This is a genomic window from Bradyrhizobium sp. BR 10261 (assembly GCF_019455395.1).
GTDB lineage: Bacteria > Pseudomonadota > Alphaproteobacteria > Rhizobiales > Xanthobacteraceae > Bradyrhizobium > Bradyrhizobium manausense.
The window spans coordinates 40363-66217 of the sequence record NZ_JACOFQ010000022.1; the positions used below are offsets into that span (position 1 = coordinate 40363).

Here is a 25855-nt window from a genome sequence, read left to right on the forward strand (position 1 = left end):
TGCAACTACCGGCGCGCCTCGTTCAGCCGGTCGATCCAGGTCGAGATCTGCGTCTCGATCGTGGTCTGATCGGCAAGGACACGCACCTCGACGGTGTCGGCCGACTGGTATTCGACACCGCTGCGGCCGGCCAGATTGAGTTGTGCCCTGACCAGGTCGATGAGCTCGCTGGGTCCTGTGACGCGGAACACCGACACGGGCGAGTTCGAGGTCAACGCCGCGATCTGCTCGACCAGGGATCCGATCGCCTTGTCGCGAACCGCTTCAGCGAGGAATGGCAGCAATATCCGAGCCACCGAGCTTGCGATGTTGCTCTCGATCTCGCGGCAGGCCGCGTCGAAGCCGTTGACGATCGCGACGGCCTGCTGGTCGGACCATTTGGCCCGCTCCTCTCCCAGCCGGATCGCACTGCGGACCCGCTCTTCGGCGAGCTTGGCTTCACCCTCCGCAAGACCGGCAGCATGGCCGCGCCGATAAGCGTCTTCGAGAAGGTTCAGCGGTGCTGCTTCCGGCGCAGACGCCGGAGGCGGCGGTTGAAGTTGCGGCTGCGATTGCGCCTGGCGTTCCTGGCGCTGCGATTGAGGCTGCGGCTCGCGCCGGACCTCCTTCTGCTTCGTCAGCACGTCCTGGACCTTGGGCAGCGGAGCCGGAGGTGACTTGGCCCTGCCGTTGGCGTCGAATTGCGTCAGGAGCTTTCCGATTGCCGCGTTCATGCCGCCTCCTCGCGTCGCATCCAATCCTTAAGGATTGCTGCCGCCTGCATCTGATCGAGCCGGACGATCTGCTCGAGCCGCTTCTGCGGCGTACGCTGCATCTTGCCTTCGAGGTCCTCGACGAGATTGAGCTCGGGGTCCTGGCTCTCAGCCAAGGCGAGGGCCGTGGCAGCTTCGAGCTCAGCGGCTTCGGCCGCCTCGCTCTGTTCCTGCGCTGCACGATGGGTCAGGATGCCGTTGACCGCCGGCCGGAGCCCGAACCAGACCAGCATCGAAGCGACGGCCAGGATCGTCACCGCGTTGATCACGCTGCCGAGCTGCTTGTTCATCATCTCGACAAAGCTGATCGGCGGAACCGGCGCCAGATCGCGCGAGCCCTCCACGAAGTCGACCGCCGTCACCTGGATCTGGTCGCCGCGCGCCTTGTCCAGTCCGCCGGCGGTTGCCGCCAGCTGGCTGATCTCGGCGAGCTTGCTGTCGACGATGGCCTGGTTGGTCTTGTCGCCGAGGTCGGCGACCAGCCGAGCCCGGTTGACCAGCACGGCGATGAAGAGCTTCTTGACCGAATAGCCGTCACTGACCGTCGTCGTGGTCTTGGACGAGACCTCGAAATTGGTGACGTCCTCGCGGCGGGTCTTGTCCTCGCTGGAGTTCTTGGTGCCGCCGGCATTGACCTGCTGGTCCGGCAGGTTTTGCTGGACCGTCGTCGGCGTCGAGCGGTCGGCGTTCGATGACTTCTCGTTTTCGCGAACGTTGCGTACGGAACGCTCGGCACGTGTCTCCGGATCGTAGACCGTCTCGTTGATCTGGCGCTTGTCGGTCGAGAGCTGGGGCGCGACGCTGACCTCGAAATTGTCCAACCCCAGATAGGGCGTCAGCGCCTTGCGGATGTTCTCCTGCACCATTCCGCCGACGGTCTTCTGCAGGCTCGCCATCTTGGTCGGCGCGGCGCTGGCCTCGTCTTCCTCCGCCAGCAGCATCGAGCCGTCGGCATCGAGCACCGTGACCTTGTCGCGCGTCATGCCGGGAATGGCGGCCGCGACCAGGTGGCGGATCGACTGCGCCGTCCGCGCCTCGATCGCACCGTCAGTGCGCAGCACGACCGACGCGGAAGGCGGCTGCTGCGTCGCGCGGAACGAGCCGCGTACCGGCATCACGATGTGCACCCGTGCCGCCTTGACGCCTTTCATCAGCTGAACGGTGCGCGCAATCTCGCCTTCGAGTGCACGCAGCTTGGTGACCTCCTGCATGAATGAAGTCAGCCCGAGCGAACCGATCTTGTCGAACAGCTCGTAACCGGAATTGGCGCTGGTCGGCAGCCCCTTCTCGGCGAGCAGCATTCGCGCCTGCGCGGTCTGGCTCGGTCGCACCGAGACGGCATCACCGGCCGCGCTGATATCGAAGGTGATGTTCTGCTCGCGCAGCGTAGCCCCGATGCGTGTCACGTCTTCGCGCGTGAGGCCGGTATAAAGCGTTTCGTATTCCGGACGGCTCAGATAATAGGCGCCGCCAACCACGGTGACGAGGACGGCGAAGCCGATCAATCCCAAGGCCATCAGACGTCGCGGCCCAAGTTCCAGCAGATTGTTGAGCAGCTGCTGTAGCTGCGCGCGACTGAGCATGTGACCTCGTACCAATGCGAATGGCAAGGACACTCCGCTGCCAACCTTGTCTGAGGGTTGCGCGAGCATGCGAATATGTCGCTTCGCAGGCGAGGCGTTGCAATTTTGCAGGAAGTTCAGACATCGCAACCGGTTCAACGGCAACGAGCGAGCGCCCGCGCGGACGACACGTCGCTTTGACGTCTGGCGTCAGGAAATCAATTGCGGGCACGTCATGTGCCGTCACGTCCGCCGGTCGCAGCGGGACCGTGCTCCCAGAGGAGCACGGTCGCTTTCGAAGCCGAAGCTTACTTGAACAGCGAGAGGATGCTCTGGCTATTCTGGTTGGCGATCGACAGCGCCTGGACGCCGAGTTGCTGCTGGGTCTGGAGCGCCTGCAGGCGGGTGGATTCCGCGTTCATGTCGGCATCAACAAGCTGGCCGACACCGCGGGTCACCGAGTCCATCAGGGTCTTGACGAAGTCGGTGTTGGTCGCGAGGCGGTTCTTGACGGCGCCGAGGTCGGCGGCAGCCGAGGCTACCGAGTTGATCGCGGCCGTGACCTGCGTGATGTAACCGTCGAGCGTGGCCTGGTCGGCTGCCGAGTCGGTCAGCGTTGAGATGCTGATCGTGTCGACCGATGCGCCGGCACTCACCTTGTCCAGGATGCCGCTGGTGGACGAGGTGTAGAGCGAGTAGTTGGAGATCGTCAGCGTGATGGAGCCGATGGTGGGCGTGCCACCGACGCGCGAGAACGAGGACACCAGGTCGAACGTCGCGGGCGTCGCCGTCGTCGTGCTCAGCCAGTTCACGCCGTTGAAGGTCGCCGCCGCGGCGGTGCCCTTCATTTGCTGCTGGATCTGGGTGATATCGGCCTGGATCTTGGTGCGGTCGATGCCGGCGGTCTTGGCTTCCACCAGCAGCGACTGCAGCTTGGTCAGGCCGCCGGTGCTGTCGCCGACAACCGCGGTTAGCGCGGTATATTCGGTGTCGACGGTCGCAGCCGACAGACCGAGCGAGTCGGAGACGGCGGAGAGCGCGGCGTTGTCGGCGCGCATCGAGGTCGCGATCGACCAATAGGCGGCGTTATCCGACGCGGTGGCGACGCGCTGGCCGGTCGAGATCCGGTTTTCGGTGGTCTGCAGATTGGAGCTGACGTTGCGCAGCGTCTGCAGCGCGGTCATTGCCGCGGAGTTGGTGAGAAGGCTAGAACTCATGTTTGACGTCCCCTGAAAACGAATTGAAATTGTTGGGACATACCGGGCTTGCACCGGTACGACAGGGCGGCATCATGCCTTTGGGCTGCAAAAAGCGCGCTCAACCTGCCGTAACGGCGGCGATAGCACGCGAAGTTTGCGCGAAGCTTGTGGCGCCATGACTGCACCGGGGAGGAGCGACAGTTCAAGGCGAGAAGTCGAGATCTTCCGGCACGCCAACAGCGTACCCAAAAGGAAAGGAGCCGCGCTTCGCGAGAAGCGCGGCTCCCTCAGGTCGTGTTCAGGGTTAGCGGAACAGCGAGAGGATGCTCTGGCTGTTCTGGTTGGCGATCGAGAGCGCCTGGACGCCGAGCTGCTGCTGGGTCTGGAGCGCCTGCAAGCGGGTGGATTCCGCATTCATGTCGGCGTCGACGAGCTGGCCGACACCACGATTCACCGAGTCCATCAGGGTCTTGACGAAGTCGGTGTTGGTCGCGATGCGGTTCTTCACGGCGCCGAGGTCGGCAGCGGCCGAGGCGACCGAGTTGATCGCGGTGGTGACCTGCGAGATGTAGCCATCGAGCGTGGTCTGGTCCGCCGCCGAATCGGTCAGCGTTGAGATGCTGATCGTGTCGACCGACGCACCACCGCTGACCTTGTCGAGGATGCCGCTGGTAGACGAGGTGTAGAGCGAATAGTTGGAGATCGTCAGCGTGATGGAGCCGATGGTGGGCGTGCCGCCGACGCGCGAGAACGACGACACCAGGTCGAAGGTCGCGGGCGTCGCCGTCGTCGTGCTCAGCCAGTTCACGCCGTTGAAGGTCGCCGCATTGGCGGTGCCCTTCATCTGCTGTTGGATCTGGGTGATGTCGGCCTGGATCTTGGTGCGGTCGATACCGGCGGTCTTGGCTTCGACCAGCAGCGCCTGCAGCTTGGTCAGGCCGCCGGTGCTGTCACCGACGACCGCGGTCAGAGCGGTATATTCGGTGTCGACGGTCGCGGCCGACAGACCGAGCGAGTCGGAGACGGCGGAGAGCGCGGCGTTGTCGGCGCGCATCGAGGTTGCGATCGACCAGTAGGCTGCGTTGTCCGACGCAGTGGCGACGCGCTGGCCGGTCGAGATGCGGTTTTCCGTGGTCTGCAGGCTGGAGCTGACGTTGCGCAGCGTCTGCAGCGCGGTCATAGCGGCGGAGTTGGTGAGAAGGCTAGAACCCATTTTGATGTCCCTTTGAAGATCGAGTTGTTTTGGGGACATACCGGACTTGCACCGGTACGACAGGGCGGCGTCATGCCTTTGGGCTGCGCAAGAGCGTTGAGGGCCCAACCTGTCGTACGGCGACCGTAACGCTCGAAGCTTGTGCGAGGCTTGTGGCTCTGTGTCCTCGCCGCAACAGCGAAGCCAAAGTTGCGACGCGCCCTGGACGTCGCCTCAAACGAAAAGGCCGCACTTCGCGAGAAGCGCGGCCCCCTCAAATTGTCGTCAGACTTAGCGGAACAGCGAGAGGATGCTCTGGCTGCTGCTGTTGGCGATCGAGAGCGCCTGGACGCCGAGCTGCTGTTGGACCTGGAGGGCCGACAGACGGGTGGACTCCTGGTTCATGTCGGCGTCGACGAGCTGGCCGATACCGCGGCTCACCGAGTCCATCAGCGACTTCACGAAGTCGGTGTTGGTCGAGATACGGTTCTTGACGGCGCCGAGGTCGGCGGCGGCCGAAGCCACCGAGTTGATCGCACCAGTGACCTGCGCGATGTAACCGTCGAGGGTGGTCTGGTCGGCTGCCGAGTCAGTCAGCGTGCCGATATTGATAGTATCGACCGACGCGCCGCCGCTCACCTTGTCCAGGATGCCGCTGGTGGACGAGGTGTAGAGCGAGTAGTTGGCAACGGTCAGGCCGATGGAGCCGGTGGTCGGCGTACCGCCGACGCGAGAGTACGACGACACCAGGTTCACCGTCGTCGGCGTGGCCGTGGTTGTGCTCAGCCAGTTCACACCGTTGAAGGTCGCCGCATTGGCGGTGCCCTTCATCTGCTGCTGGATCTGGGTGATATCGGCCTGGATCTTGGTGCGGTCGATACCTGCGGTCTTGGCTTCGACCAACAGCGATTGCAGCTTGGTGAGGCCGCCGTTGCTGTCGCCGACAACCGAGGTCAGAGCGGTATATTCGGTGTCGACGGTCGCGGCCGAAAGACCGAGCGAGTCGGAGACCGCGGAGAGCGCAGCGTTGTCGGCGCGCATCGAGGTTGCGATCGACCAGTAGGCCGCGTTGTCCGACGCGGTCGAGACGCGCTGGCCGGTGGAGATGCGGGTCTGCGTGGTGGCGAGTTGCGAACTCACAGACCGCAGGGTCTGGAGCGCGGTCATGGCGGTCGAGTTCGTAAGCAGGCTTGACATTGCGAATGTCCCTTTATGTACGCGTTACATTTCACGAGGGGACATACCGGGCTTCCACCGGTACGGAGGGGCGGCATCATGCCTTTGGACTGATGTGGGTGGGTCCAACCCGCCGTGCCGCATTGGTAGCACGCCGAATCTTGCTTCCGGATTAAAGCGAGATTGAATTCCTCAGCAAAATCATATGGTTAATATTACTCTTTACTAACCTTAACGATTCTCAGGGCCAATAATGGCCCTCAAGAGAACGATCGCACCAGTCCGGAGGCGAGCAGATTCCAGCCGTCGATCAGCACGAAGAACAGCACCTTGAACGGAAGCGCGAGGATCGACGGCGGCATCATCATCATGCCCATCGACATGGTCAGCGTCGCCACGATCATGTCGATGACGAGGAACGGCAGGATGATGAGGAAACCGATCTCGAACGAACGCCGGAGCTCGGAGATCATGAAGGCCGGGATGATGACGCGCATATCGATGCGCTTGTCGTCGAACTTCTTGCGAAAGCTTTCCGCGGCGAGCGACTCGAATGTCTGCAGATCCTTATCACGGACATGGGCCAGCATGAACTCGCGGAACGGATCGCTGATCTTCAGATAGGCGTCCTCCTCCGAGATCTCATTCTTCATCAGCGGCTGCACGCCGGTCTCCCAGGCGCGATCGAAAGTCGGCGCCATGACGTAGAAGGTCATGAACAGTGCGAGGCTGATCAGCACGAGGTTCGGAGGCGTCGTTTGAAGACCGAGCCCGGCGCGCAGGAAGGACAGAGCGACCGCGAAGCGGGTAAAGCTCGTCACCATGATGAGCAGCCCCGGTGCGACGGACAGGACCGTCAGCAGCGCCATGAGCTGGATGATGCGTCCGCTGGTCGAACCGTTGCCCGGCGGCAGCAGCGAGTTGAGGTCCGGGATCTGGGCGAATGCCACTTCGGGCAGCACGACCAGCAGCAATGCGAGCAGCAGGACTCTCAATTTCACTGGATCACCAACGTCTCAATGATCAATTCGCGGACCTTGCCGGACGAGCGGATGCTGGCGCGTTCGGACAGATCGTCGCGCAGATGCTGAAGCCCTCGCGTGCCTTCGAACTGCGCAACCGAGGCCGAGCGAAGATAGGTGACGATGTCCTCGCTGATATGGGCAGCGAGGATGCCGGCATCCTCGTCACTCATGCTGTCGGTTACCATGGAGGCCTCGACCCGGGCCCAGTTGTTGGCTGGCGCCGCAAGATTGGTCACGATCGGTGACAGCTTTCTCAGCCGCGCGCTTCCCGAATAGCTCGACGCGACCGGCGGCGGGGTAGCGCCCTTCTTTGCATCGGCGACGCGCTCGGCGGCGGCGAACAGATGCAGGCCAGCAAGCGCGCCGGCGCCTATCGCGACCAGGGTCAGCACGACGATGGCCGCGATCAGGCGCATGACGCCCCCCGCTCCCATGACGCGCGAGCCTCAGAACGGTGCCACGGCATCATAGATCCGGTGTCCCCAACCAGGCTGCTGCACGTCAGACAGATTTCCGCGACCCCCATAGGACACGCGCGCCTCGGCGATCTTCTCGTAGGAGATCGTGTTGGTTCGCGAAATATCCCGCGGACGCACGATGCCGCCGACATTGAGCACGCGCATCTCCGTGTTGATGCCGAACTCCTGCGAGCCGCTGATCATCATATTTCCGTTCGGCAGCACGTCGGTGACGACGGCCGCGATGGAAAGCTTGATGTCTTCGGAGCGGTCGATCTGACCGTTGCCCTTGATCTGCGTATTGGTGTTGAGGTTGGCGTTGGCCTGGCCCTTGTCCTTCCATCCTGCGACGTCCATCAGCCAGTTCAACCCGAACTGGATCTGCGAATCGCGCGAGCGATCGGTCTTGTTGTCGAGCTTGGCCTTGTCCTGCATCGAGATGATCACCGTCACGACGTCGCCGACGCGGCGCGCACGGGGATCGCGGTAGAGATCGGTACCGTCGTCCCAGGTCGAGCGATAGCTGACGGGCTGGTGCATGCGGGGCGTCACCGGAATAGGCTCCGCCGGCGTCCTCAGGCCGCTGCCCACGGGCGACAGCTTCGGGCCGGTCAGGATTTCTGCCGGGTCGTGGGAGCATCCGGCGAGAAGCAACAGCGACAGGATGAGGCATGGCGTCTTCATTTACTTCGTCTTCCCGTCATCCACGCGACGCATTCCACCGAGCAGGTCAGCGAGATGCGCTGCGCGCCCGGTCTCCATCTCGTTGAAAATCGCGCTCGAGCTCCTCGGACTCAACTTCGCAAGAACCGCCGCGGCTGTTTCGTCAGCCATGCCCGCGATCTGGGTTGCGGCCGCGTCCGGCTTCATGCGCGAATAGATCTCGACGACGTTGGCTTCGGCCTTCTTCAGGAAGTCGTCGCGGAGCGCCATCCACTTCTCATACTCGGCCCGCTTGGCCTCGACTTCGGCGATCCGCTCGCGCAGCAGGCTCTCGGCCTTCTCCAGCTCTTTCAGCTGCCAGGCGAGCCTGGCGTCGACGGCGGGATCGGCGACGTTGCTACAGAACAGCGCGACTTCGTTGTCCGCCGGCGCAGCGGTTTGTGCCGGCACCGGCTTCGGCGGCGCTGTGCCGCTGCCTGACTTCGCCGGACGCGCCGGAACGGGAGCCGGTGCTGGAGCAGCCGCCTCGGGCACCGCACCGGTGGTAGCGGGCCCTGAATCCTCGGCCGCCCAGGCCGTGGCCCGCGAATTATCGCCTGGAACAGACGCAGCCTGTGCCTGCGACCTCTGCGGCCCGGGCGCGCGAGCGCGTGCGAACGAGAGCAGATTGAGCGGCTTCGACGGCTTCGGTTCGTCCAGCCCGAGCACAGGCGAAGTGTTCGCGAGCACGAACACCGTGGCCAGAAGGAGGTGCGCTTTGTGATCAAGCTTCAGCATCGGCCCGCGTGCGATTCCCGGTCAGGACCTGAGCATTGAGCGACCAAGCTTGCACGACGCTTGTGCATCATTGCACGATGACTTCAGCCTGCAGCGCGCCGGCGGTCTTGATCGCCTGAAGGATCGCGATGATGCCGGACGGTTTCAGTCCGATCTGGTTCAATCCGCGCACCAGGCGCTGCAGATCGACGCCGCTCAGGATCGCTACCTGCGATCCTGCCTCATTGGCCTCGACGATGGTCTGGGGCACCACGACGGTCTGGCCTTGCGAGAACGGCGCCGGCTGCGACACCACGGGCAGCTCGGTGACGCGAACTGTCAGATTGCCATGCGTGACGGCGACGGTTGATATCCGCACGTCGCGTCCGATCACCACCGTGCCGGTGCGCTCATTGATCACGACGCGCGCGGGCGTGTCGGGCTCGACGGTCAGCTCGCCGATCTCGGCGAGAAAGCGAACCGGCCCGACATAGCGCGGCTTCGACAGCACGATGGTCCGGTAGTCGCGCTCAAAGGCAATCTGGGCACGATAGCGGCCGCCGGCATAGCGATTGACGGCGTCGAGGATCCGCGTCGCCGTGACGAAATCGGGGTTCTTCAGCTCCAGCACCAGGAATTCCATCTCGTGGAGGCTTCCCTGCACCTCGCGCTCCACCAGCGCGCCGTTCGGAATGCGGCCCGCGGTCGGCGTGCCCTGGCTGACGTTCTGGGCCTGGCCTCCGACGCTGTAGCCGGCGACCGTGACTGCACCTTGCGCCACCGCATAGACCGCACCGTCGGCCGCGCGCAGCGACGTCATCACCAGCGTGCCGCCAAGCAACGAGGTCGCATCGCCAAGGGACGACACGGTGACGTCCATCCGTTCGCCCGGCCCGATCGAGGGCAGCAGGTCCGCGGTCACCATCACGGCGGCGACGTTCCGCGTGCGCAGAGTCGTCGGCCGCGACTGATTGTTCGTGCTGCTCGTCTCGTTGCGGACGTTGATTCCCATGTTCTCGAGCATCGACTGCAGCGACTGTTCCGTGAAAGGAGCGTTGCGCAGGGTGTCGCCGGTGCCGTTGAGGCCGATCACCAGGCCATAGCCGACGATCTGGTTCTCGCGCAGGCCCTTGATGTCAGCGATGTCCTTGATGCGGACGGCAGCATGGGCGCTGGCGACGGAGAAGATCAGCAGAAGCGCGATCAGGACTCTGGTCATGACCCGTCCGCGACCTTGACGGTGCCGTCCGGCTGGACGATGGCCCTGATGATCACGCCAGTGTCGGTGTTTCGCACGGTGATGAGCGAACCCGGCGCACCGGATTGCATCGCCGATCCGTACGTCACGATCGACAAGCCGGAGTCTTCGACAACCACCTTCACCGTCGCGCCGCGGGCGATGGTCCAGGGGTCCTCCACCGAATTGGTCGGGATCGGCTGACCCGGCAACAGCGCCCGCCGCGCCATCCGGCCGACCAGGACCTGACGCCCTTCGACGAACATGGCGACGCCGAGCGCATTCTGGTCAAAGCTGCGTTCGGTGATCATGTCTTCCCTGATCAGCTCGCCGGCGCGGATCGACATCGCGGGCACGGGAAGCCGCTTCTCGTCCGCGGCGGCGTACCCCGCGAAGACGAGAACCAGCAGCGCGGCGGCCAACCCGCGCACGATCAGGCCCACCCAGTTCAACATGGACACACCGAAACTAGCGACTGAGACCCTTCGATACCGTCGAGGCCATGTCATCCGACGCCTGGATCACCTTGGCGTTCATCTCGTAGGCGCGCTGCGCCGAGATCAACTCGGTGATTTCCTTGACGGGATCGACGTTCGAAGCTTCTAGATATTGCTGGTTGATCTTGCCGTAGCCTGCATCGCCGGGCAGACCAACCACCGGCGCGCCCGATGCCGTGGTTTCGCGATAGAGATTGCTGCCGAGCGGCTCGAGACCTGCCTCGTTGGCGAAATTGGCAAGGTTGAGCTGGCCGATCTGGCGCGGATTGACCTCCGTATCCAGCTTGGCGAAGACCTGGCCGGTCTGGTTCACGGTGACCTGCACCGTCCCCTGCGTCACCGTGATGTTGGGATCCAGCAGGTAGCCGTCTATCGTCACCAGCTGGCCAGTCGCGTTGGTGTTGAACGAGCCCGCGCGGGTGTATTGCACCTCGTTGTTCGGCCCCAGCACCTGAAACCAGCCCCGACCGTTGATCGCGAGATCGTACGGATTACCGGTCTGCGTCAGCGCGCCCTGGATGTGCAGCTTGCGGATCGCCGCCGACTTGACGCCGAGGCCGAGATTTGCGCCCTCCGGAATCGGCGAGGAGCCGTTGACGTTTGCGACGCCCTGCATGCGGTCCATCTGGTAGAACAGATCGGTGAATTCCGCACGCGCGCGCTTGAACGACGTGGTGTTGATGTTGGCGATGTTGTTCGCGATGACTTCGATGTTGGTCTGCTGGGCATTCATGCCCGTGGCGGCGATGGCGAGCGATTTCACTTAGGTTGCTCCTTCAGATCAAATCGACATTCGAACGACTTCCTGGTAGGCCTGCACGACCTTGTCGCGAACCGCGACCGCGGTCTGCAGGGCCTGCTCGGCCGACATCAGCGCCTCCACGACCTTTCGCGTCGATTCCTTGCCCTGCATCGCCGAGATCGACGCCGCTTCGCCCGTCTTCAACGTTCCGATCGCGTCCGTGGTCACCTGCTTCATCACGGAATCGAAGCCGACATCGTCAGCGGATTGGACCGCGGACGTCCCCGTCGGCGCAATGGTTTGTGTCTCGGTCGCGCGAGAGGCCGCCTGCGCTGCGGTGATCGCAGTCGACGAAATCGCTTCAAGCATCGTCAGCTCCTCAGCAGGTCGATGGTCATGCCGAGCATCGACCTCACCTGTTTCACGACCTGGAGATTGGCCTCATAGGAGCGGTTGACCTCCCGCATGTCCGCCATCTCGATCATCATGTTGACGTTGGGCATCTTGACGTAGCCGGCCTTGTCAGCAGCGGGATGTCCCGGGTCGTACTCGACGCGATACGGCGTGGTGTCGACCCCGATTTCCTTGACCTTCGCCAGCTGCGTGCCGGAGGCCCGATCGAGCGCGGCATCGAAGGTGATGGTCTTGCGCTGATAGGGATCGGCCCCCGCGGTGTGCCCGGTCGACGTGGCGTTGGCGAGGTTTTCCGAGACGACACGCATGCGCGTCGATTGCGCCTCGAGCCCGGAACTCGCAACCGTCAACGATGCCGATAGAGCGTCAAGCATGTCAGTTCACCTCAGGTCTTCGCGCTGGTCATGACCATGCGGTTGAACGAACGCACAATCGCCGAATTCATCGAATAGTCGCGATTGACGTCGCTGCCCTTGATCATCTCCTGCTCCAGGCTCACGGAGTTGCCGGAGTGGACGACGTCCCAGCTGTCCTTCTTGGCGGTAGCCCGCGTGTCGGTTTCCGCCGGCGACAATTGCATGTGGCCGGGCGACGTGGTGGCCAGTCTCACCGGCACCGCGTCGAGCACCTTGTTGAACGGTTCAACATCGCGCGCCTTGAAGCCCGGCGTATTGGCATTGGCGACATTGGTGGCAATGGTCGACTGACGAAGCTCGAGCCAGCGTGCCTGCGACGATGCGAGTTCGAAGAGATAAAGCGGTCCCACGACGGCCCCATTATGGTTCATTGGAGAGAACCCTAGGGCGTTAAGCTTTCGTCAAGCTGTTGCGCGGAGCACCATTCCGGCGATTCTACTGAACCTTCGCGGGCCGCGGGGCCTGCTTCGACTGCAGGAAATAGATGATCTCGGCGACGGGACGGAAGAATTCGGCTGGAATCACCTGATCGACCTGCACCGCTTCGTAAAGCGCACGGGCGAGCGCCTTGTTCTCGATCACCGGAATCTGGCTCTGCTCGGCGACCTCGCGAATCTTCAGCGCGATCACGTCCATGCCCTTGGCCACCACGAGCGGTGCCGGGTTTTCGTCGCGGTTGTAGCGCAACGCGATCGCGAAATGCGTCGGGTTCGCTATCACCAGCGTTGCGCGCGGCACGGAAGCGATCATGCGCTGGCGCGAGCGGTCGCGCGCGAGCGAACGCAACCGCGCCTTGATCAGCGGATCGCCCTCCGCCTGCTTGTGCTCGTCCTTGATCTCCTGCCTGGTCATGCGCAGCTCGCGCCGCCAGTGGAAGCGCGCCCAGGCGAGATCGATCGCGACCAGCACGATCGTCGCGATGCAGATCGCCGACACGATCCGCATCGCGATGGTGAGGATCATCTCGGGCAACGCGACCGGATCGGTGTACATAGCTTCGAACGCCCTCGCCTCCGACGAGCGCAATACGAAGCAGACCACTGCTGTCACCGAGACCAGCTTGAACATCGACTTGGCGAACTCGACGAGCCCTTGAGTTCCGAAGACGCGGTTCCAGCCACTCGCGGGCGAAATACGCGAGAAGTCGGGCTGAATGCGCTCCAGCACCAGGCGCGGCGCGTTCTGCAGCAGCGACGCTGCGAGCCCGAACACCGCCAGGATCACGACCAGCGGCACCAGAAAGCGCAGGGCCTCGAGGCCGACCACGGTGAGCAGATTCTGCGCGTCCGCACCGGTATGAAGCGGGAAGCCGTCGGGATCGTCGAGAAAGCCCTTCAAGGTCGGCGTCAGCTGCTGCACGCCCTGGCCGATCAGGAACGCCTGAATCACCATCAGCGCCGTCATGGACGCGAACATGGACGCCTCCCGAGAGACCGGAATCTTGCCCTGTTCGAGCGCATCGCGGACTTTCTTCTCGGTCGGTTCTTCTGTTTTGCTCTCCTGATCGGATTCTGCCATGCCCGTTCAGCGGTCAGCGGAAGACCAGCTCATCCTCCTGGTCGGGGTTGAGCTCGATTTCACCCTTCTCAGCCAGGTCGAGCGCGAGATCAGTGATCACGCGGCGCGCCTCCAGCACGTCGCGCTGGTTCGACGGCTCGCCGATGGCAAGCTCGGCTTCGACGACGCGGCGAACGCGCGAGGCGACCGCGGACAGGATCAACTCGCGGAAATGCTTATCGGTGCCCTTCAGCGCCACGACGATGCGGTCGGTCGGCACCTGATCGAAGATCATGGTGCGCGCCTTCGGGGCCAGGTTGATGACGTCGTCGAAGGTGAACAGCAGCTCCTTCAGCACTTCGGCCGATTTCGGCCGCTTTTCCGACAGGCTCTTCAGCATGTCCTCGATATGACCGCGCTCCATCTTGTTGATGATGTCGGCGACACGCGCGTAGGTGTCCGCGCCGAGATTGCGGGCGAAATTGAGCGTCAGGTCTTCGTGCAGCGTCTTCTCGAGCACCTTCATCGCATCGTCGACGATCGGCTTGAGGCTGAGCACGCGCCGCATCAATTCGTTGCGCAGGCTCGACGGCAGCTGGCTCATCACCTTGGCCGCGCAGGACGGCTTGACCTTGGACAGGATCAGCGCCGCGGTCTGCGGATGTTCCTTGGAGAGGTAGGTCGCCAGCGAATTTTCCGACACCGACGAGACGCGATCCCACACCGATCGGCTGGAATTTCCGAGCAGGTCCGACATGATGGCCGTGACCTGGTCGGCGGGAAGCACGTCGCCCAGCACGGCTTCGAGGCCGCCGAGAGTGCCGAGGATGTTGGCGCCCATCGAGAATTGCTGGGCAAATTCCTCGACGATCGCCTCGAGTTCCTGCGCCGTGATCGGCCTCAGCTCGGCCGCGGCCTTGGTGACGACGCGAATGTCCTGCGGTTCGAACTGCGCGAGCACGCTGGCCGCGGCCTGGCGGCCCATGGCCAGCAGCAGCGCCGCGACCTTTTCTGTTCCGCCCAGCGTGGCAACGCCGCGCTGCTTGATGGGAGCGACCGGTGCCGCCATGGTCAGGAATCACCCTGCCCCAGCGGTCCGACAATCTCGGTCAGCGAGACACCGAAGCGGGAATTGTCCTCCTCGACGACGACCACTTCGCCGCGGGCAACGACGCGGCCGTTGACCACGACGTCAACCGGCTCGCCGACGCGGTGATCCAGCGGAACCACAGCACCACGGCCGAGCTTCATCAAATTCGCCACCGGGATGGTCGCCGATCCCAGCACCACCTGCATGGTGACGGGAATGCGCATGATAGCATCCACATTGGCGAACTTGCCGGTCTCCTCGGCGGTGCGGGCGGCAATCTCCGCCAGCCGGTCGAGCGGAGAGGTCTCGGCATCGTCGGATGCGGTTGCAGATTCGTAGTCGAAGGATTGCGCCATCTGGTATCGCCTCTTGGTAGTTCCGCTCCCGGAGCGTCGCGACGTTCCGATCTGTCTCTTCGGCCGTTTCCGGCCCTAAAGCGCGATGAGATTGGGTTGAATCGTCATCGCGCTTTAGCTCTTTGTTTGAGCATGATCTTTTCGGAAAACCGCTTCACACTTTTCCGGATCATGCTCTAGTGCGTGTTGGCCTCAGGACCATTCACGGTCACGGCGCCCTGCAGCCCGCTGCGTGCATCGAGTGCGGCGATCGCCTCATGGGCCTGATCGATCTTTGCGCTCAGCACATTGGCAAGCCGGCCCAGATTTGCCGTGGAATCATGCGCCGCGGTAATGACGGTGTCGAAGGCGCCGGCGGTCTCGTGGACGATGGTCGAGAACTCTCCCTGGTAGCTGCGCAGCTTCGCGAGCTCGCGGTGCATCCGGGTCACCCGCATGCTCGTGAAGGCCAGCGCGATCAGCAGCACCGCATCAACGAGATAGGATATCATCGACGAACTCCCGCTTCTGATCGACGGGATCTGCCACCTGCATGGCGTAGTAGCCATCGAGCTGGCCGATCTGACACCAGAACAGCACCTGGTTGTTGCTCTCGAGCCGCGCCAGCGTACGCGGCGTCGCCTCAAGCTCCAGGACCTGCCCAATCTTGAATTTGACGACGTCCTCGAGGGTGATCATCTTCTCGTCGAGCACCGCGCTCAGGGTCACCTCGGTGCGGTGAACCTCGCTCTCCATCTGCTCGCGCCAGCGCGGATCGGCCGCGCCGCCTTCGCTGACGACGACATGGGCAAGCTTCTGCCTGAGCGGGTTGAGCGCGGAGTGCGGAATGATCAGGAACATCTGACCGCCGCGATAAAGCGCCTGCACCATCATGTTCGCACAGATTGACATGTTGCTGGCGCGCCCGATCGCCAGCGACGCCATCGCCGTCTCGACCCGCTCGACGCGGAAGGTGACGTTGGAGGTGCCGGCGAAAGCCGCCTGCAGCGCCTTGGCGAACCGGTCGAACAGCGCCTGAACCAGGCGGATCTCGATGTTCGAGAAAGTGCGTTCGACATCGAGCGGCGGCTCGGCACCGTCGGAGCCGAACATCGCCTCGACCATCGTGAACACGAAGTCACGGTCGAGCATGATAATGACGCGGGAGTCCCACTGCTCGGCGTAGAGCACGGCGGCGACCGCATTGCCCTCATAGTCCTTGATGATGTCGCCGACACGGTCGTTGGTGATGCCGTTGACCGAGAAATAGCAGGGCGTGCCAGCCATCGGCTGCAGGCTGTCCGTGCACGATGCCGCCATGCGATCGAAGATCACATTGAGCATCGGCATGCGCTCGATCGAGATGCCGGCGGCGTCCAGCAGATAGTTCGGCAGCTGCTTGCGCTGATCGATCTCGACGTCTTCCATCGTCATGCGCGTGCCGCCTTGGGTTCAGCGTCAGTCACGACGGCCTTGGGTCCCGCGATCGTCTCGTTCTCGACGACGTCGATCGACGGCCGTTCAGAGCTCGCGATCATCTTGCGGCCGTGCTCGACGGCGATCTGCGGCATGGCGCCATTCATGAACGCCAGCAGGGTCTGCTTGACGATGATGTAGGGCCGGCACTTCTTCTCGCGCGTCATCTTGATCTTCAGCGCGAAGGGCGAAATGATGCCGTAGGACAGGAAGATGCCGGCGAAGGTACCGACCAGCGCCGCGCCGATGAAGCCGCCGAGCAGCTTCGGCGACTGGTCAAGCGCGCCCATGGCCTTGATGACGCCGAGCACCGCCGCGACGATGCCGAGCGCGGGCAGCGCCTCGGACACCACCACCAGCGCATGATAGGGCGTCAGCTTGCTCTTCACGATGGTGTGGATCTCCTCGTCCATCAGCGCCTCGATCTCATGGGTACGGGCATTGCCCATGATGATCAGGCGCACATAGTCGCAGATGAACTGGAGCAAAGACGGATCGCCGAGCACGCTCGGGAACGCCTTGAAGATCTCGGAGGACGAGGGATCGTCGATATGCGCCTCGACCTCGTTGCGGCCCTTGCCGCGCAACTCGCGCATCAAGGCATGAAGCGCGCCGAGCAGGTCAAGGTAATAGCGCTGGCCAGGCACCGCGCCGGTGACGGCCTGCATGCAGGCCACGCCGGTGTCGACAACCGTCTTCCATGGATTGGCCACGATGAAGGTGCCGACCGCGGTGCCCATGATGATCACGAACTCCCACGGCTGCATCAGCACGGCCAGGTGCCCGCCCATGGCGGCAAATCCGCCAAGCAGTGCTGCCACGGTGATGACAATCCCCACGAAACTGCCCAACGCGCCGCTCCATCGCCGATCCCATCGGGAACATCTAGTCGGCGACGCTTGCGCGAGGCTGGCTTGCGCGTCCTTCCGCCCTCGCCAGCCCCGCGCAAGCAATTCGCGGCAGCTTGCGACGGGGTCGCAGCGGCGACCAGAGGGGCGCGGGCCATGCTATCCACCATCGCGGATTACACCAGGCTGACTACGGACATGAGCAAGTCGCTGACTCAGGTCGAGCAGCAGCCGGACGTGAGCCGCGACACCGCCTATTATCTTGCCAATATCGGCAAGGTGAAAACCATCGACGATTTCCTCAACAACTATAGGCTCTACTCCTACGCGATGAAGGCCTATGGCCTCGACGACATGATCTACGCCAAGGCGTTCATGCGGAAGGTGCTGACCGAGGGCATCGCGACCTCCAACACCTTCGCCAACAAGCTGAGCGACAGCCGCTACCGGGAGTTCGCCGCCGCCTTCAACTTCGCAGCGCTCGGCGCCGCCGCGACCCAGAGCACAGCGGCCACATCAGGCACGACCAGTCATTATGCCACCCAGACGCTGGAGCAGAACGCCGGCGACCAGAATGAGGGCCTCCGGCTCGCCCTGTATTTCACGCGCAAGGCCGCCTCGATCACGAGCCCCTACCAGATCCTCGCCGACAAGGCCCTGACCCAGGTGGTGCAGACCGCAGAGGGCTGGTCGTCGACGATCAGCTCGTCCGACATCGACATCCAGGCCAAGATGATCACGGACAAGATCGACCTCGCCGATTTCAAGAACCCGGCCAAGGTCACCAAATTCGTGCAGCGCTTCGCGGCGATGTGGGATGCGACCCAGGTCCAGAACGATAGCTCGACCAACCCCGCGCTGGTGCTGATCACCGGCGCCTCGACATCGTCGGCCGGTCTCGACACCGATATGCTCACGACGCTTCAGAATATCAGGTTCAACAGGTAAGCCATGCAATCGGCCCTCTATGTCGGATTGTCGGCGCAGGTCGCGCTCGAGAAACGCCTCCAGACGATCGCCAACAACGTCGCCAACGTCAACACATCGGGCTTTCGCACCGATGTCGTGAAATTCGAGACGGTGCTCTCCAAGGCCGGCGCCAACCCGGTCGCGTTCTCCTCGCCCGGCGACAACATCATCTCGCGCGAGGCCGGCAACATCACCGAGACCGGCAACCCGCTCGACGTCGCCGTGGTCGGACAGGGCTGGATCGCCTTCGCCGGCCCCAACGGCACGGTCTATACCCGCGACGGCCGCCTTCAGATCGCCGCCAATGGCGACCTTCAGACGGTGTCGGGTTTCCCCGTCATCGATTCCGGCGGTGCGCAGCTCACGCTCGACCCGAACGGCGGACCGGTCTCGATCTCGCGCAGCGGCGCGATTACCCAGGACAACAACGAGATCGGCACCATCGGCCTGTTCAATATCCCTTCCGATGCCACTCTCGATCGCTACGGCAATTCCGGCGTCACGCCCGACCGGCCCGCGACTGCCATCGCCGATTTCAGCCGCGATGGCTTCAAGCAGGGCTATGTCGAGGGCTCCAGCGCCAATCCGATGATGGAATTGACCAAGCTGATGTCGGCCTCGCGCGCCTTCGACAGCACCAACTCGCTGATCGACGGCACCGAAAGCACGCTCCGCAACGCAATCCAGACGCTGGGCGATCCCGGCAAGTAGATTTGAGCGGCGGCTTGCGCGTCGCGCGTAATTGGGTGGACGGTTTCCTTGAACGCTCTTCGGCAACTTGAGTGGGCGCTGCTCGAGCTCGAGCAGAGCACGCCTCTGGCAAGCGTCAGCGGCGCGATCTCCGAGATCGCGCCGACGCATTTTCGTGTCTCCGGCCTGTCGCGTTCGGTCAAGCTCGGCGAGCTGATCGGCGTCAATACCGGGGCCAAGCCCCAGATCGGCGAGGTGGTGCGGATCGACAGCGACGGCATCGTGGCTAAGCCGTTCGACCGGCACTTCGCCGGCGGGCTCGGCTCGGTCGCCTATCGCATGCCGCCCCTGTCGTTCGCGCCGGATCCGAGCTGGAAGGGCCGCGTCATCAATGCGCTGGGCGTGCCACTGGACGGAATGGGGCCGCTCAGGCCAGGGTCGAGGGCCGTTTCGGCCGAGGCAGAGGCGCCGCCGGCGATGAAGAGGGCGCGCGTCCACAAGCCGCTGCGCACCGGCGTGCGCGTCATCGACCTGTTTGCGCCAATCTGCGCCGGCCAGCGCGTAGGCATCTTTGCCGGCTCGGGCGTCGGCAAATCGACGCTGCTCGCCATGCTCGCCCGCAGCCAGGGCTTCGACAGCGTTGTGCTGGCGCTGGTCGGCGAGCGCGGCCGCGAGGTGCGCGAATTCATCGAGGACGTGCTCGGCAACGACCGCAACCGTGCCGTCACCATCGTCTCGACGGGCGATGAAAGCCCGATGATGCGACGGCTGGCGCCGAAGACGGCGATGGCGGTGGCCGAATATTTCCGTGACCGCGGCGAATCGGTGCTTCTCATCGTCGATTCGATCACCCGCTTCGCCCATGCCGCCCGCGAGGTCGCGCTGGCGGCCGGCGAGCCGGCGGTGGCCCGTGGCTACGCACCGACCGTCTTCACCGACCTGCCGCGCCTGCTGGAGCGCGCCGGGCCCGGCGAGGACGGATCCGGCACCATCACCGGCATCTACTCCGTGCTGGTCGACGGCGATGATCACAACGAGCCGATCGCCGACACCATCCGCAGCACACTGGACGGGCACATCGTGCTGTCCAGGCACATCGCCGACCAGGCACGCTATCCGGCCGTGGACGTGCTGGCCTCGGTCTCGCGGCTGGCGCACAACGTGTGGGATCCCGAGGAGCGGGAATTGGTGAGCAAATTGCGCACCCTGATCGCCAAATACGAGGACACGCGCGATCTTCGCCTGATGGGCGGGTACCAAACCGGGCGCGATTCGGGGCTCGACCAGGCCGTCGACATGGTGCCGCGGATCTACCAGGCCATGCGCCAGGACGCCTCGGCGCCGCCGAGCGCCGATCCGTTCCGCGAGCTCAGGGACATGCTCAAGGGCGACTAGCGGCACGGCGTTCTGCCCGTGTCGGGTCCACGTCCCCCGCATCCTGACGTGGTGCCGCATGTCGTGGCACAAACTGCATAGGCGTTTGTGCGCCAGCGGTGTTAGCGGCGCCAGTTGGGACGAGACGATCGGTATAGTCGTGGAAGATGACACGCGGATGATGCTCCACGCATAGTCCAGCAACAACCGCCACGTGCATTCTCTGCAAGCTCCCCTGATACTGCCTTGGCAATTCCCGAAGCAGATCGCGGAAGTTGTGGATGACTCTCGTGTTGCATCTCGCCCGTCCTGCACAAGCTTCGATCAAACTGCATCAACGACAGACAGCAATATGCGTGCAATCCAACATGCGTAGAACTACGTGCATCTGGCTTGTTTGACCGAGTATTGCGTTCACCTTCATGTGTCCTGACGAGCGAGATTGACTTGAACAATACATGGGTCTGCAGCGACATCCGCTCTCGCGTAGTCTCACTACTTGATTTTGTTGAGAAGCTCATTCATCGTTTCGACGGAACAAAAGAAACGTCTGCGTGTGACTTGAACTCAGGGGCTTCGGTTGAGCAATTCCGATCCATCGTCCAGAGGTGACGGCAACTCGGGCTTGCGTTCGACGACCTTTTGGTTGGAATGGCATCGGCGGCACCGTTTCTTGCGCAGCATCCTGCGACGCTCATTGGTCCTGGGCGAATGTCTCGCCATCCAAGCCTTTGTGGTGGGCATGAGGCATTCATCGGACACGGCTGAGCATCCGGCTTTGCGCGAGATATTCGTGCGCCATGGTGGAAAGCGGCTTCGGGGCGCCGCACACGCGATCCCCGGGGTGAGGTAGGAATTTTATGCCGTTGGCACGCGAAGCAGTCGAACTGCTGGTTCAGGCGGCCAGAGCCTGGTACTTCGAAGGAAATCAACACGGATTGCGCGATCGGGAGTGGATGGCGCTGCGCTTTCTCGGCCGCGCCAATCGCTTCTCGCGTACGCCATCTGCGCTCGCCGGCTTCATTGGCGCGACCAGGGCGACCGCGTCGCAGATCGTGAAGACGCTGGAGAGCAAGTCCTTTCTGGTCCGGAAGCCGTCGCAGGAGGACAAGCGCTCCGTCGTTCTGGACGTCACGGCGCAGGGTGAGAAATGCCTGAACCAGCATGACCCGATCAATCACGTGTTGAATGCGGTCAATGCGCTCGGCACCGAGGAATGCATCAGGCTGCGCGACTCGCTCCGTGAGGTCCTCAATCATCTCGATGCGGCGCATCAGCGGCTCGATGCCAGCATCTGCCGCGATTGCATGTTCCTGGCCGAGCGCAGCCCCGCCACGGGCAAGGCCCGCGCCACCGCCGAGTTCATGTGCCGCCTGTACCGCGCCCCCGTCTCGCTCGAGGAGACCGAGCTGCTGTGCACCAGCTTCGAACGCACCCGCGACCGCCCCAAGATCGAGGAGCATTTCGATCGCGCGCGCGTGGCAAGCCAGGGGTGAGGCAGTTGGCTTGCGTGTCCCGGACGCGCTGCAGCCTTGGCGATGCGTAGCATCGTCCTGGCAACGCTGCTGCGCAGAGCCGGGACCCACGCGACGGATTGCTCGGAGATGTGGGCCCCGGCTCTGCAGCGCCCCGTACCGGACGATGCCATCGTCGGGGACGCTGCGCTACATCCGGGGCACGAGAGAGTATGAGGCGGCGGCATCGGTTCTCCAAATGACGCTGTCATTCCCCGCGCAGGCGGGGAATTCAGTGCGCCGCGGCTTCTCGGCTCAATCACATCCGCCTCTGGAATACTGGATCGCCCGCTTTCGCGGGCGATGACAGCCAGTGTGTAGGTGCAGACACGCCTTCGCATTCTCGCGGCTCATCTCGCCCGAGCTTTGCTTGAACTCTCTACCCTCTCAATCAGTGTCGTAGGGTGGGCAAAGGAGCCAAGCGCCGTGCCCACCATGTGCTTGTGGTGGGCACGCTTCGCTTTGCCCACCCTACGATAGCGTCGCCTGTGGCGAGCAGCTCCAATCGCAGACACGCCTTTGCGGTTGGACGCTCCACACCTCCGCAAAGGCTTGACCGTAGCGACGACGGCCGGGACCACACGGTTTTGCCGTACGCGCGTTCGCTTGGTGCCGCAGGGGCTTTCGGCAGTGTGCACACGCACCGAAAGCATGTTGGCACGACGAACGAACAGCGCCGCTCATCCACACGCGGTCTCGGGCTCACAGGGACTACCCGCCCTGCCCGCACCTTCTCGTGCCGACGCTGCCGCGTCCACCGCGTCCCCGGCTCGCAAACGTGACGGCATACGATCGCCCCTCAAGGATGAGCCGGGATGGGCGAAACCTACGACATTTCCGAATTTCGGTAAAGTGGAATATTTTTGCGCACGTGGATTGACAGAGAGCGACACACGCCGGCCTCTCCGTGTCATTCCGGGGCGCGCTTCTTGGCGCGAGCCCGGAATCCATTTCACAGCGTGACCTGGGGCCCGATGGATTCCGGGCTCGATGCTGCGCATCGCCCCGGAATGACGATGGGGAGAGTCCGTGGCCGCTACTGCGCGCCCGATCCGCCCTGCACGATCTTCTCGTTCAGCTTCTGGTCGACGGTATCCACCGTGCGATCGATCTCGGCATTGGGCGCGCCGAGCTGATGCGAGATCAGCTTCACCAGCAGGTCGACGCGCTCGATGAAGGGCGCGCCGCTCGCGACCGCCCGCGCGGCCGAGGACGGCTTGAGCAGGCTCTCGGCGGCCTTGGCGTATTTCGCGAACGGGACCTGGTCCGCGGGATCGGCGCCGAGGCGACGGGCGATGGCGTCGACATGGTCGTAGATCGTCTGCGAGCGCTTGAGATCGCCATGCACGGCGTCGCGGATCGACTGCGGTTCGTTCGGCGTGATGCAGCGGTAATTGCCGGTGAGCAGCATCGACCATTTCGCCAGCGGCACGAACAGGGATGAGAACACTTTCAGCTTCACCGGCACGTCCTTGCCGTCGAGCGTGACCGCATCGATGTCGGCCTCGAGCTCGCGCAGCACCTTGTTGTGCGTCTCGTCGGCGAAGGCCGAGGCCTTGAAGTTGGTGGGCAGGCCGACATGCAGCACGTTCGCCGCTTCCTCCGGCGGACGGAAGGCCTGCGGATCGGGCGAGCACAGCGTCACCAGACCGGGCTCGAACCGCTCCCACACCTGCGCATTGGTGTAAGCCTCCTCCAGATCCATATCGGCGAGCGCCGGGATGCGCTTGAGATAAGGCAGCGGCGGCATGTTCATGATCGACAAGCAGGGCAGCTTCGCCGCGGCGATCTTGACCATGAGCATGCGAACCGTGTGGTTGGTGTATTGCGGCTCCTGCATCGCAAGGCCGACAAGGTCATAGCGCGAGACGTCCACATTCTGCGGCGTCACCGCATCCAGCTTGCCCGGCAGGCCGCGCGAGAAGATGGCGCGGTGCACCGCTTCGTCGCGCAGCTTGATGCGGACCTCGGTGCCGTCGCGATTGATCAGCTCCGCAGTCTTGGCGCGGCAGACCAGGGTCACGTTGTGCCCGGCCATCAAGAGCTTGGTGCCCAGCAGGGAGCCGTAGGAAGCTCCCAAAATCAGTACGTTGCGCGCCATGGTCGTCCCCTCGATATCTTGTGTGATTTTTGGGCCCCGGCTGTGATCAGCGGGTGCGTTGCAGCATGTAAGGCAAACCGATCGGGGATGGCAACTGGGATAATGCATACAAGGAGGGAGGGAATATTCCGTCACGGACCGGGCCGGCGGGTTAATTCTCGACCTAATTGCGGCTTGGCCGAAATCTGGATGCCGCGCCGATCCCGCCCGTCGTTCCCGCCCGCAGGCCTACGGCTTTCAAATCCCAGCAGAAATTCCGCCGTGGGCAACGCGGCGTGTTCCCGGCTGTTTCGCTCGACGCATCTCGCTTCGGTTGATAAGCCCTTGCCGCGAATGACAGGGCTTTGAGTCGGGGACATGACGGTTGCGATCGAGATGGGGCTGACCACGGCGGGCGCCGGGGCGGCCATGGACCTCGAGGAACTCTTGGCGACCCGTCTCCTGGTGCAGGGCAATTCCGGCTCCGGCAAGTCGCATCTGCTCAGGCGCCTCCTGGAGCAGAGCGCGCCCTGGGTGCAGCAAGCCATCATCGACCCCGAAGGCGATTTCGTCACGCTGGCCGAGCGCTTCGGCCACCTCGTGATCGAGGCCGAGGATCACACCGAGCGCGGCCTGCAGGTCGCCGGCGAACGCGCCCGGCTGCATCGCGTCTCCACCGTGCTCAATCTCGAGGGGCTGGACGCCGAGAACCAGATGCGGCGCGCGGCCGCCTTCCTCGGCGGCCTGTTCGACGTCGAGCGCGACCATTGGTACCCGATGCTGGTCGTGGTCGACGAGGCACAGTTGTTTGCACCGGCGGTCGCGGGCGAGGTGTCGGACGAAGCGCGAAAGCTCTCGCTCGGCGCCATGACCAATCTGATGTGCCGCGGCCGCAAGCGCGGCCTTGCCGGCATCATCGCGACGCAGCGCCTGGCCAAGCTCGCCAAGAACGTCGCGGCCGAGGCCTCGAACTTCCTGATGGGCCGGACCTTCCTCGACATCGACATGGCGCGGGCCGCCGATCTGCTTGGCATGGAGCGGCGGCAGGCGGAAGCGTTTCGCGATCTCGAACGCGGACAGTTCATGGCGCTGGGGCCTGCGCTGTCGCGCCGCCCGCTGCGGCTGAACATCGGCCCGACCGAAACATCCCCGCGCAATTCAACCCCGCGGCTGATGCCGCTGCCCGAAGCTATGCTGGAAGATGCGCGCGCCGTGATCCTGGCCGCGCCGCCGCCGGATGCGAGCCGGCCGCAGCGCCGGCCGGCGCCCGACCTGCTGGAGCAGCTCCGCGCGGCCAAGGCGGCAGCGCCCGAGATCAGCACCGAAGAGATCAAGGTGCCGGTCAGCGCCGAGGAGCTCGCCGAACGGCGCGAGCGCGTGGACCGGACGCTGCGCGCCGTGCTGGCGGCGCCCGATGCCGGCTTCCGCGCCATCGGCGTGCTCTATCAGGAATTCGTGGTTCGCTGCCGCATCGAAGGCCTCGGCGCGTCCGTGCCTGACCTCACCGAATTCCGCCGCATGCTGACGCATGCGCGCGCCGGGCTCGGCACCGACATCGCCGAGGACGATGCCTGGCAGGAGGTGAGCTTGCGCGCCTCGATCCTGCCCGACGACATGCAGGGCGTGTTCATGATGATCGCGCGCGCCGCCAAGGAAGGCTGGCCCTGCCCCGGCGATGCCGCGATCGCCCGCGCCTATGGCTCGCACTCGCTGCGCCGGGCGCAGCGTCTGCTCGGCTATATGGAGGAGCAGGGCTTGATCGTGGTCCAGCTCGACGGCGGCGGACGCAGGATCGTGACGCTGGTGGAATTGGCCTGGGCGACCGCACCGGGTGATCCCCACGGCGACGACCAACCGGCCGAGCAGATGCCGAGCGCAGCGTCGGTTTGACGC

General features: G+C 63.9%; 27 protein-coding genes. 5 read left to right on the top strand and 22 right to left on the bottom strand.

Going from position 1 to position 25855, the window contains the following annotated elements; all coding sequences use genetic code 11:
* Nucleotides 1–5 precede the first annotated feature (5 nt).
* From HYH07_RS24190 to motA, 21 genes are all read right to left on the bottom strand, one after another.
* The gene (locus HYH07_RS24190) at nucleotides 6–713 is read right to left on the bottom strand and encodes a hypothetical protein (protein WP_220004850.1); all 708 of its coding nucleotides are present in this window, start codon (nucleotides 711–713) and stop codon (nucleotides 6–8) included.
* Complete coding sequence (gene fliF / locus HYH07_RS24195) at nucleotides 710–2335, bottom strand: flagellar basal-body MS-ring/collar protein FliF (RefSeq protein WP_220004851.1); 1626 nt, start codon at nucleotides 2333–2335, stop codon at nucleotides 710–712. Before fliF ends, HYH07_RS24190 begins: the two co-directional genes overlap by 4 nt.
* 287 nt (nucleotides 2336–2622) lie before the next feature.
* Entirely contained in the window at nucleotides 2623–3531 is a 909-nt protein-coding gene (locus tag HYH07_RS24200) for a flagellin (protein WP_057742869.1), read from the bottom strand.
* A 286-nt stretch (nucleotides 3532–3817) separates the two neighbouring features.
* Entirely contained in the window at nucleotides 3818–4726 is a 909-nt protein-coding gene (locus HYH07_RS24205) for a flagellin (protein ID WP_220004852.1), read from the bottom strand.
* Nucleotides 4727–4996: 270 nt separating this feature from the next.
* Nucleotides 4997–5902: a flagellin gene (locus HYH07_RS24210; protein ID WP_220004853.1), complete on the bottom strand. Its 906-nt coding sequence runs from the start codon at nucleotides 5900–5902 to the stop codon at nucleotides 4997–4999.
* 239 nt (nucleotides 5903–6141) lie between these two features.
* Nucleotides 6142–6882, bottom strand: a complete 741-nt coding sequence (fliP, locus tag HYH07_RS24215) for a flagellar type III secretion system pore protein FliP (protein WP_220004854.1) — start codon at nucleotides 6880–6882, stop codon at nucleotides 6142–6144.
* Nucleotides 6879–7322, bottom strand: a complete 444-nt coding sequence (locus tag HYH07_RS24220) for a flagellar basal body-associated FliL family protein (protein ID WP_220004855.1) — start codon at nucleotides 7320–7322, stop codon at nucleotides 6879–6881. Before HYH07_RS24220 ends, fliP begins: the two co-directional genes overlap by 4 nt.
* Before the next feature lie 30 nt (nucleotides 7323–7352).
* Nucleotides 7353–8048, bottom strand: coding sequence for a flagellar basal body L-ring protein FlgH (gene flgH, locus HYH07_RS24225; protein WP_220004856.1), 696 nt, complete (start codon nucleotides 8046–8048; stop codon nucleotides 7353–7355).
* The gene (locus tag HYH07_RS24230) at nucleotides 8049–8804 is read right to left on the bottom strand and encodes a MotE family protein (protein WP_220004857.1); all 756 of its coding nucleotides are present in this window, start codon (nucleotides 8802–8804) and stop codon (nucleotides 8049–8051) included. It lies immediately after the preceding gene.
* Between the two features lie 67 nt (nucleotides 8805–8871).
* A complete protein-coding gene (gene flgI / locus HYH07_RS24235; protein ID WP_220004858.1) occupies nucleotides 8872–10002 on the bottom strand; it encodes a flagellar basal body P-ring protein FlgI in 1131 nt (376 codons plus the stop codon).
* On the bottom strand, nucleotides 9999–10475 hold the full coding sequence (gene flgA, locus HYH07_RS24240; RefSeq protein ID WP_228749744.1) for a flagellar basal body P-ring formation chaperone FlgA: 477 nt from the start codon (nucleotides 10473–10475) through the stop codon (nucleotides 9999–10001). The genes flgI and flgA overlap by 4 nt, the downstream gene beginning before the upstream one ends.
* A gap of 13 nt (nucleotides 10476–10488) precedes the next feature.
* Nucleotides 10489–11280, bottom strand: a complete 792-nt coding sequence (gene flgG / locus HYH07_RS24245) for a flagellar basal-body rod protein FlgG (protein ID WP_220004860.1) — start codon at nucleotides 11278–11280, stop codon at nucleotides 10489–10491.
* Between the two features lie 18 nt (nucleotides 11281–11298).
* On the bottom strand, nucleotides 11299–11628 hold the full coding sequence (locus HYH07_RS24250; RefSeq protein WP_220004861.1) for a flagellar hook-basal body complex protein FliE: 330 nt from the start codon (nucleotides 11626–11628) through the stop codon (nucleotides 11299–11301).
* Between the two features lie 2 nt (nucleotides 11629–11630).
* Nucleotides 11631–12047, bottom strand: a complete 417-nt coding sequence (gene flgC, locus HYH07_RS24255; RefSeq protein WP_220004862.1) for a flagellar basal body rod protein FlgC — start codon at nucleotides 12045–12047, stop codon at nucleotides 11631–11633.
* Nucleotides 12048–12058: 11 nt separating this feature from the next.
* Complete coding sequence (gene flgB, locus HYH07_RS24260; RefSeq protein ID WP_057742839.1) at nucleotides 12059–12460, bottom strand: flagellar basal body rod protein FlgB; 402 nt, start codon at nucleotides 12458–12460, stop codon at nucleotides 12059–12061.
* A gap of 64 nt (nucleotides 12461–12524) precedes the next feature.
* Nucleotides 12525–13607: a flagellar biosynthesis protein FlhB gene (gene flhB, locus HYH07_RS24265; protein WP_220004863.1), complete on the bottom strand. Its 1083-nt coding sequence runs from the start codon at nucleotides 13605–13607 to the stop codon at nucleotides 12525–12527.
* A gap of 13 nt (nucleotides 13608–13620) precedes the next feature.
* Nucleotides 13621–14655 carry a flagellar motor switch protein FliG gene (locus HYH07_RS24270; protein ID WP_220004864.1) on the bottom strand — a complete coding sequence of 345 codons (1035 nt, stop codon included), beginning with the start codon at nucleotides 14653–14655 and terminating at the stop codon, nucleotides 13621–13623.
* A 2-nt stretch (nucleotides 14656–14657) separates the two neighbouring features.
* Complete coding sequence (gene fliN, locus HYH07_RS24275) at nucleotides 14658–15032, bottom strand: flagellar motor switch protein FliN (protein WP_220004865.1); 375 nt, start codon at nucleotides 15030–15032, stop codon at nucleotides 14658–14660.
* 176 nt (nucleotides 15033–15208) lie between these two features.
* Nucleotides 15209–15523, bottom strand: a complete 315-nt coding sequence (locus tag HYH07_RS24280) for a hypothetical protein (RefSeq protein WP_220004866.1) — start codon at nucleotides 15521–15523, stop codon at nucleotides 15209–15211.
* Nucleotides 15504–16445 carry a flagellar motor switch protein FliM gene (locus HYH07_RS24285; RefSeq protein WP_220004867.1) on the bottom strand — a complete coding sequence of 314 codons (942 nt, stop codon included), beginning with the start codon at nucleotides 16443–16445 and terminating at the stop codon, nucleotides 15504–15506. Before HYH07_RS24285 ends, HYH07_RS24280 begins: the two co-directional genes overlap by 20 nt.
* Nucleotides 16442–17338: a flagellar motor stator protein MotA gene (motA, locus tag HYH07_RS24290; protein WP_220004868.1), complete on the bottom strand. Its 897-nt coding sequence runs from the start codon at nucleotides 17336–17338 to the stop codon at nucleotides 16442–16444. Before motA ends, HYH07_RS24285 begins: the two co-directional genes overlap by 4 nt.
* 153 nt (nucleotides 17339–17491) lie before the next feature.
* On the opposite strand from motA, the gene HYH07_RS24295 reads away from it, so the two are divergent.
* The 4 genes from HYH07_RS24295 to HYH07_RS24310 all read left to right on the top strand — a co-directional run bounded on the left by HYH07_RS24295 (nucleotide 17492) and on the right by HYH07_RS24310 (nucleotide 21864).
* Nucleotides 17492–18283 carry a DUF1217 domain-containing protein gene (locus HYH07_RS24295; RefSeq protein WP_220004869.1) on the top strand — a complete coding sequence of 264 codons (792 nt, stop codon included), beginning with the start codon at nucleotides 17492–17494 and terminating at the stop codon, nucleotides 18281–18283.
* A gap of 3 nt (nucleotides 18284–18286) precedes the next feature.
* Nucleotides 18287–19015 (top strand): flagellar basal-body rod protein FlgF, encoded by a 729-nt coding sequence (flgF, locus tag HYH07_RS24300; RefSeq protein ID WP_220004870.1) that lies wholly within the window; start codon nucleotides 18287–18289, stop codon nucleotides 19013–19015.
* A 48-nt stretch (nucleotides 19016–19063) separates the two neighbouring features.
* The gene (fliI, locus tag HYH07_RS24305; RefSeq protein WP_220004871.1) at nucleotides 19064–20389 is read left to right on the top strand and encodes a flagellar protein export ATPase FliI; all 1326 of its coding nucleotides are present in this window, start codon (nucleotides 19064–19066) and stop codon (nucleotides 20387–20389) included.
* A gap of 839 nt (nucleotides 20390–21228) precedes the next feature.
* Nucleotides 21229–21864 (top strand): MarR family winged helix-turn-helix transcriptional regulator, encoded by a 636-nt coding sequence (locus HYH07_RS24310; RefSeq protein ID WP_220004872.1) that lies wholly within the window; start codon nucleotides 21229–21231, stop codon nucleotides 21862–21864.
* A gap of 1054 nt (nucleotides 21865–22918) precedes the next feature.
* Here the strand turns inward: HYH07_RS24310 and HYH07_RS24315 are convergent.
* On the bottom strand, nucleotides 22919–23983 hold the full coding sequence (locus HYH07_RS24315; protein ID WP_220004873.1) for a ketopantoate reductase family protein: 1065 nt from the start codon (nucleotides 23981–23983) through the stop codon (nucleotides 22919–22921).
* A gap of 357 nt (nucleotides 23984–24340) precedes the next feature.
* Here HYH07_RS24315 and HYH07_RS24320 point away from each other — a divergent pair, with 357 nt between their 5' ends.
* Nucleotides 24341–25852 (top strand): ATP-binding protein, encoded by a 1512-nt coding sequence (locus HYH07_RS24320; protein ID WP_220004874.1) that lies wholly within the window; start codon nucleotides 24341–24343, stop codon nucleotides 25850–25852.
* The last annotated feature ends 3 nt before the right edge of the window (nucleotides 25853–25855 follow it).

Excerpts from the sequence above, each read along its gene's own strand:
- flgC (WP_220004862.1), bottom strand. The coding sequence starts at position 12,047 with ATGCTTGACGCTCTATCGGCATCGTTGACGGTTGCGAGTTCCGGGCTC.
- flgI (WP_220004858.1), bottom strand. The coding sequence starts at position 10,002 with ATGACCAGAGTCCTGATCGCGCTTCTGCTGATCTTCTCCGTCGCCAGC.
- flhB (WP_220004863.1), bottom strand. The coding sequence starts at position 13,607 with ATGGCAGAATCCGATCAGGAGAGCAAAACAGAAGAACCGACCGAGAAG.
- HYH07_RS24205 (WP_220004852.1), bottom strand. The coding sequence starts at position 4,726 with ATGGGTTCTAGCCTTCTCACCAACTCCGCCGCTATGACCGCGCTGCAG.
- flgH (WP_220004856.1), bottom strand. The coding sequence starts at position 8,048 with ATGAAGACGCCATGCCTCATCCTGTCGCTGTTGCTTCTCGCCGGATGC.
- HYH07_RS24250 (WP_220004861.1), bottom strand. The coding sequence starts at position 11,628 with ATGCTTGAAGCGATTTCGTCGACTGCGATCACCGCAGCGCAGGCGGCC.
- HYH07_RS24285 (WP_220004867.1), bottom strand. The coding sequence starts at position 16,445 with ATGACGATGGAAGACGTCGAGATCGATCAGCGCAAGCAGCTGCCGAAC.
- HYH07_RS24315 (WP_220004873.1), bottom strand. The coding sequence starts at position 23,983 with ATGGCGCGCAACGTACTGATTTTGGGAGCTTCCTACGGCTCCCTGCTG.
- HYH07_RS24220 (WP_220004855.1), bottom strand. The coding sequence starts at position 7,322 with ATGCGCCTGATCGCGGCCATCGTCGTGCTGACCCTGGTCGCGATAGGC.
- HYH07_RS24230 (WP_220004857.1), bottom strand. The coding sequence starts at position 8,804 with ATGCTGAAGCTTGATCACAAAGCGCACCTCCTTCTGGCCACGGTGTTC.
- HYH07_RS24310 (WP_220004872.1), top strand. The coding sequence starts at position 21,229 with ATGCCGTTGGCACGCGAAGCAGTCGAACTGCTGGTTCAGGCGGCCAGA.
- HYH07_RS24320 (WP_220004874.1), top strand. The coding sequence starts at position 24,341 with ATGACGGTTGCGATCGAGATGGGGCTGACCACGGCGGGCGCCGGGGCG.
- flgF (WP_220004870.1), top strand. The coding sequence starts at position 18,287 with ATGCAATCGGCCCTCTATGTCGGATTGTCGGCGCAGGTCGCGCTCGAG.
- HYH07_RS24210 (WP_220004853.1), bottom strand. The coding sequence starts at position 5,902 with ATGTCAAGCCTGCTTACGAACTCGACCGCCATGACCGCGCTCCAGACC.
- fliF (WP_220004851.1), bottom strand. The coding sequence starts at position 2,335 with ATGCTCAGTCGCGCGCAGCTACAGCAGCTGCTCAACAATCTGCTGGAA.
- HYH07_RS24270 (WP_220004864.1), bottom strand. The coding sequence starts at position 14,655 with ATGGCGGCACCGGTCGCTCCCATCAAGCAGCGCGGCGTTGCCACGCTG.
- flgB (WP_057742839.1), bottom strand. The coding sequence starts at position 12,460 with ATGAACCATAATGGGGCCGTCGTGGGACCGCTTTATCTCTTCGAACTC.
- HYH07_RS24200 (WP_057742869.1), bottom strand. The coding sequence starts at position 3,531 with ATGAGTTCTAGCCTTCTCACCAACTCCGCGGCAATGACCGCGCTGCAG.
- fliN (WP_220004865.1), bottom strand. The coding sequence starts at position 15,032 with ATGGCGCAATCCTTCGACTACGAATCTGCAACCGCATCCGACGATGCC.
- HYH07_RS24295 (WP_220004869.1), top strand. The coding sequence starts at position 17,492 with ATGCTATCCACCATCGCGGATTACACCAGGCTGACTACGGACATGAGC.
- HYH07_RS24280 (WP_220004866.1), bottom strand. The coding sequence starts at position 15,523 with ATGATATCCTATCTCGTTGATGCGGTGCTGCTGATCGCGCTGGCCTTC.
- HYH07_RS24190 (WP_220004850.1), bottom strand. The coding sequence starts at position 713 with ATGAACGCGGCAATCGGAAAGCTCCTGACGCAATTCGACGCCAACGGC.
- flgA (WP_228749744.1), bottom strand. The coding sequence starts at position 10,475 with ATGTTGAACTGGGTGGGCCTGATCGTGCGCGGGTTGGCCGCCGCGCTG.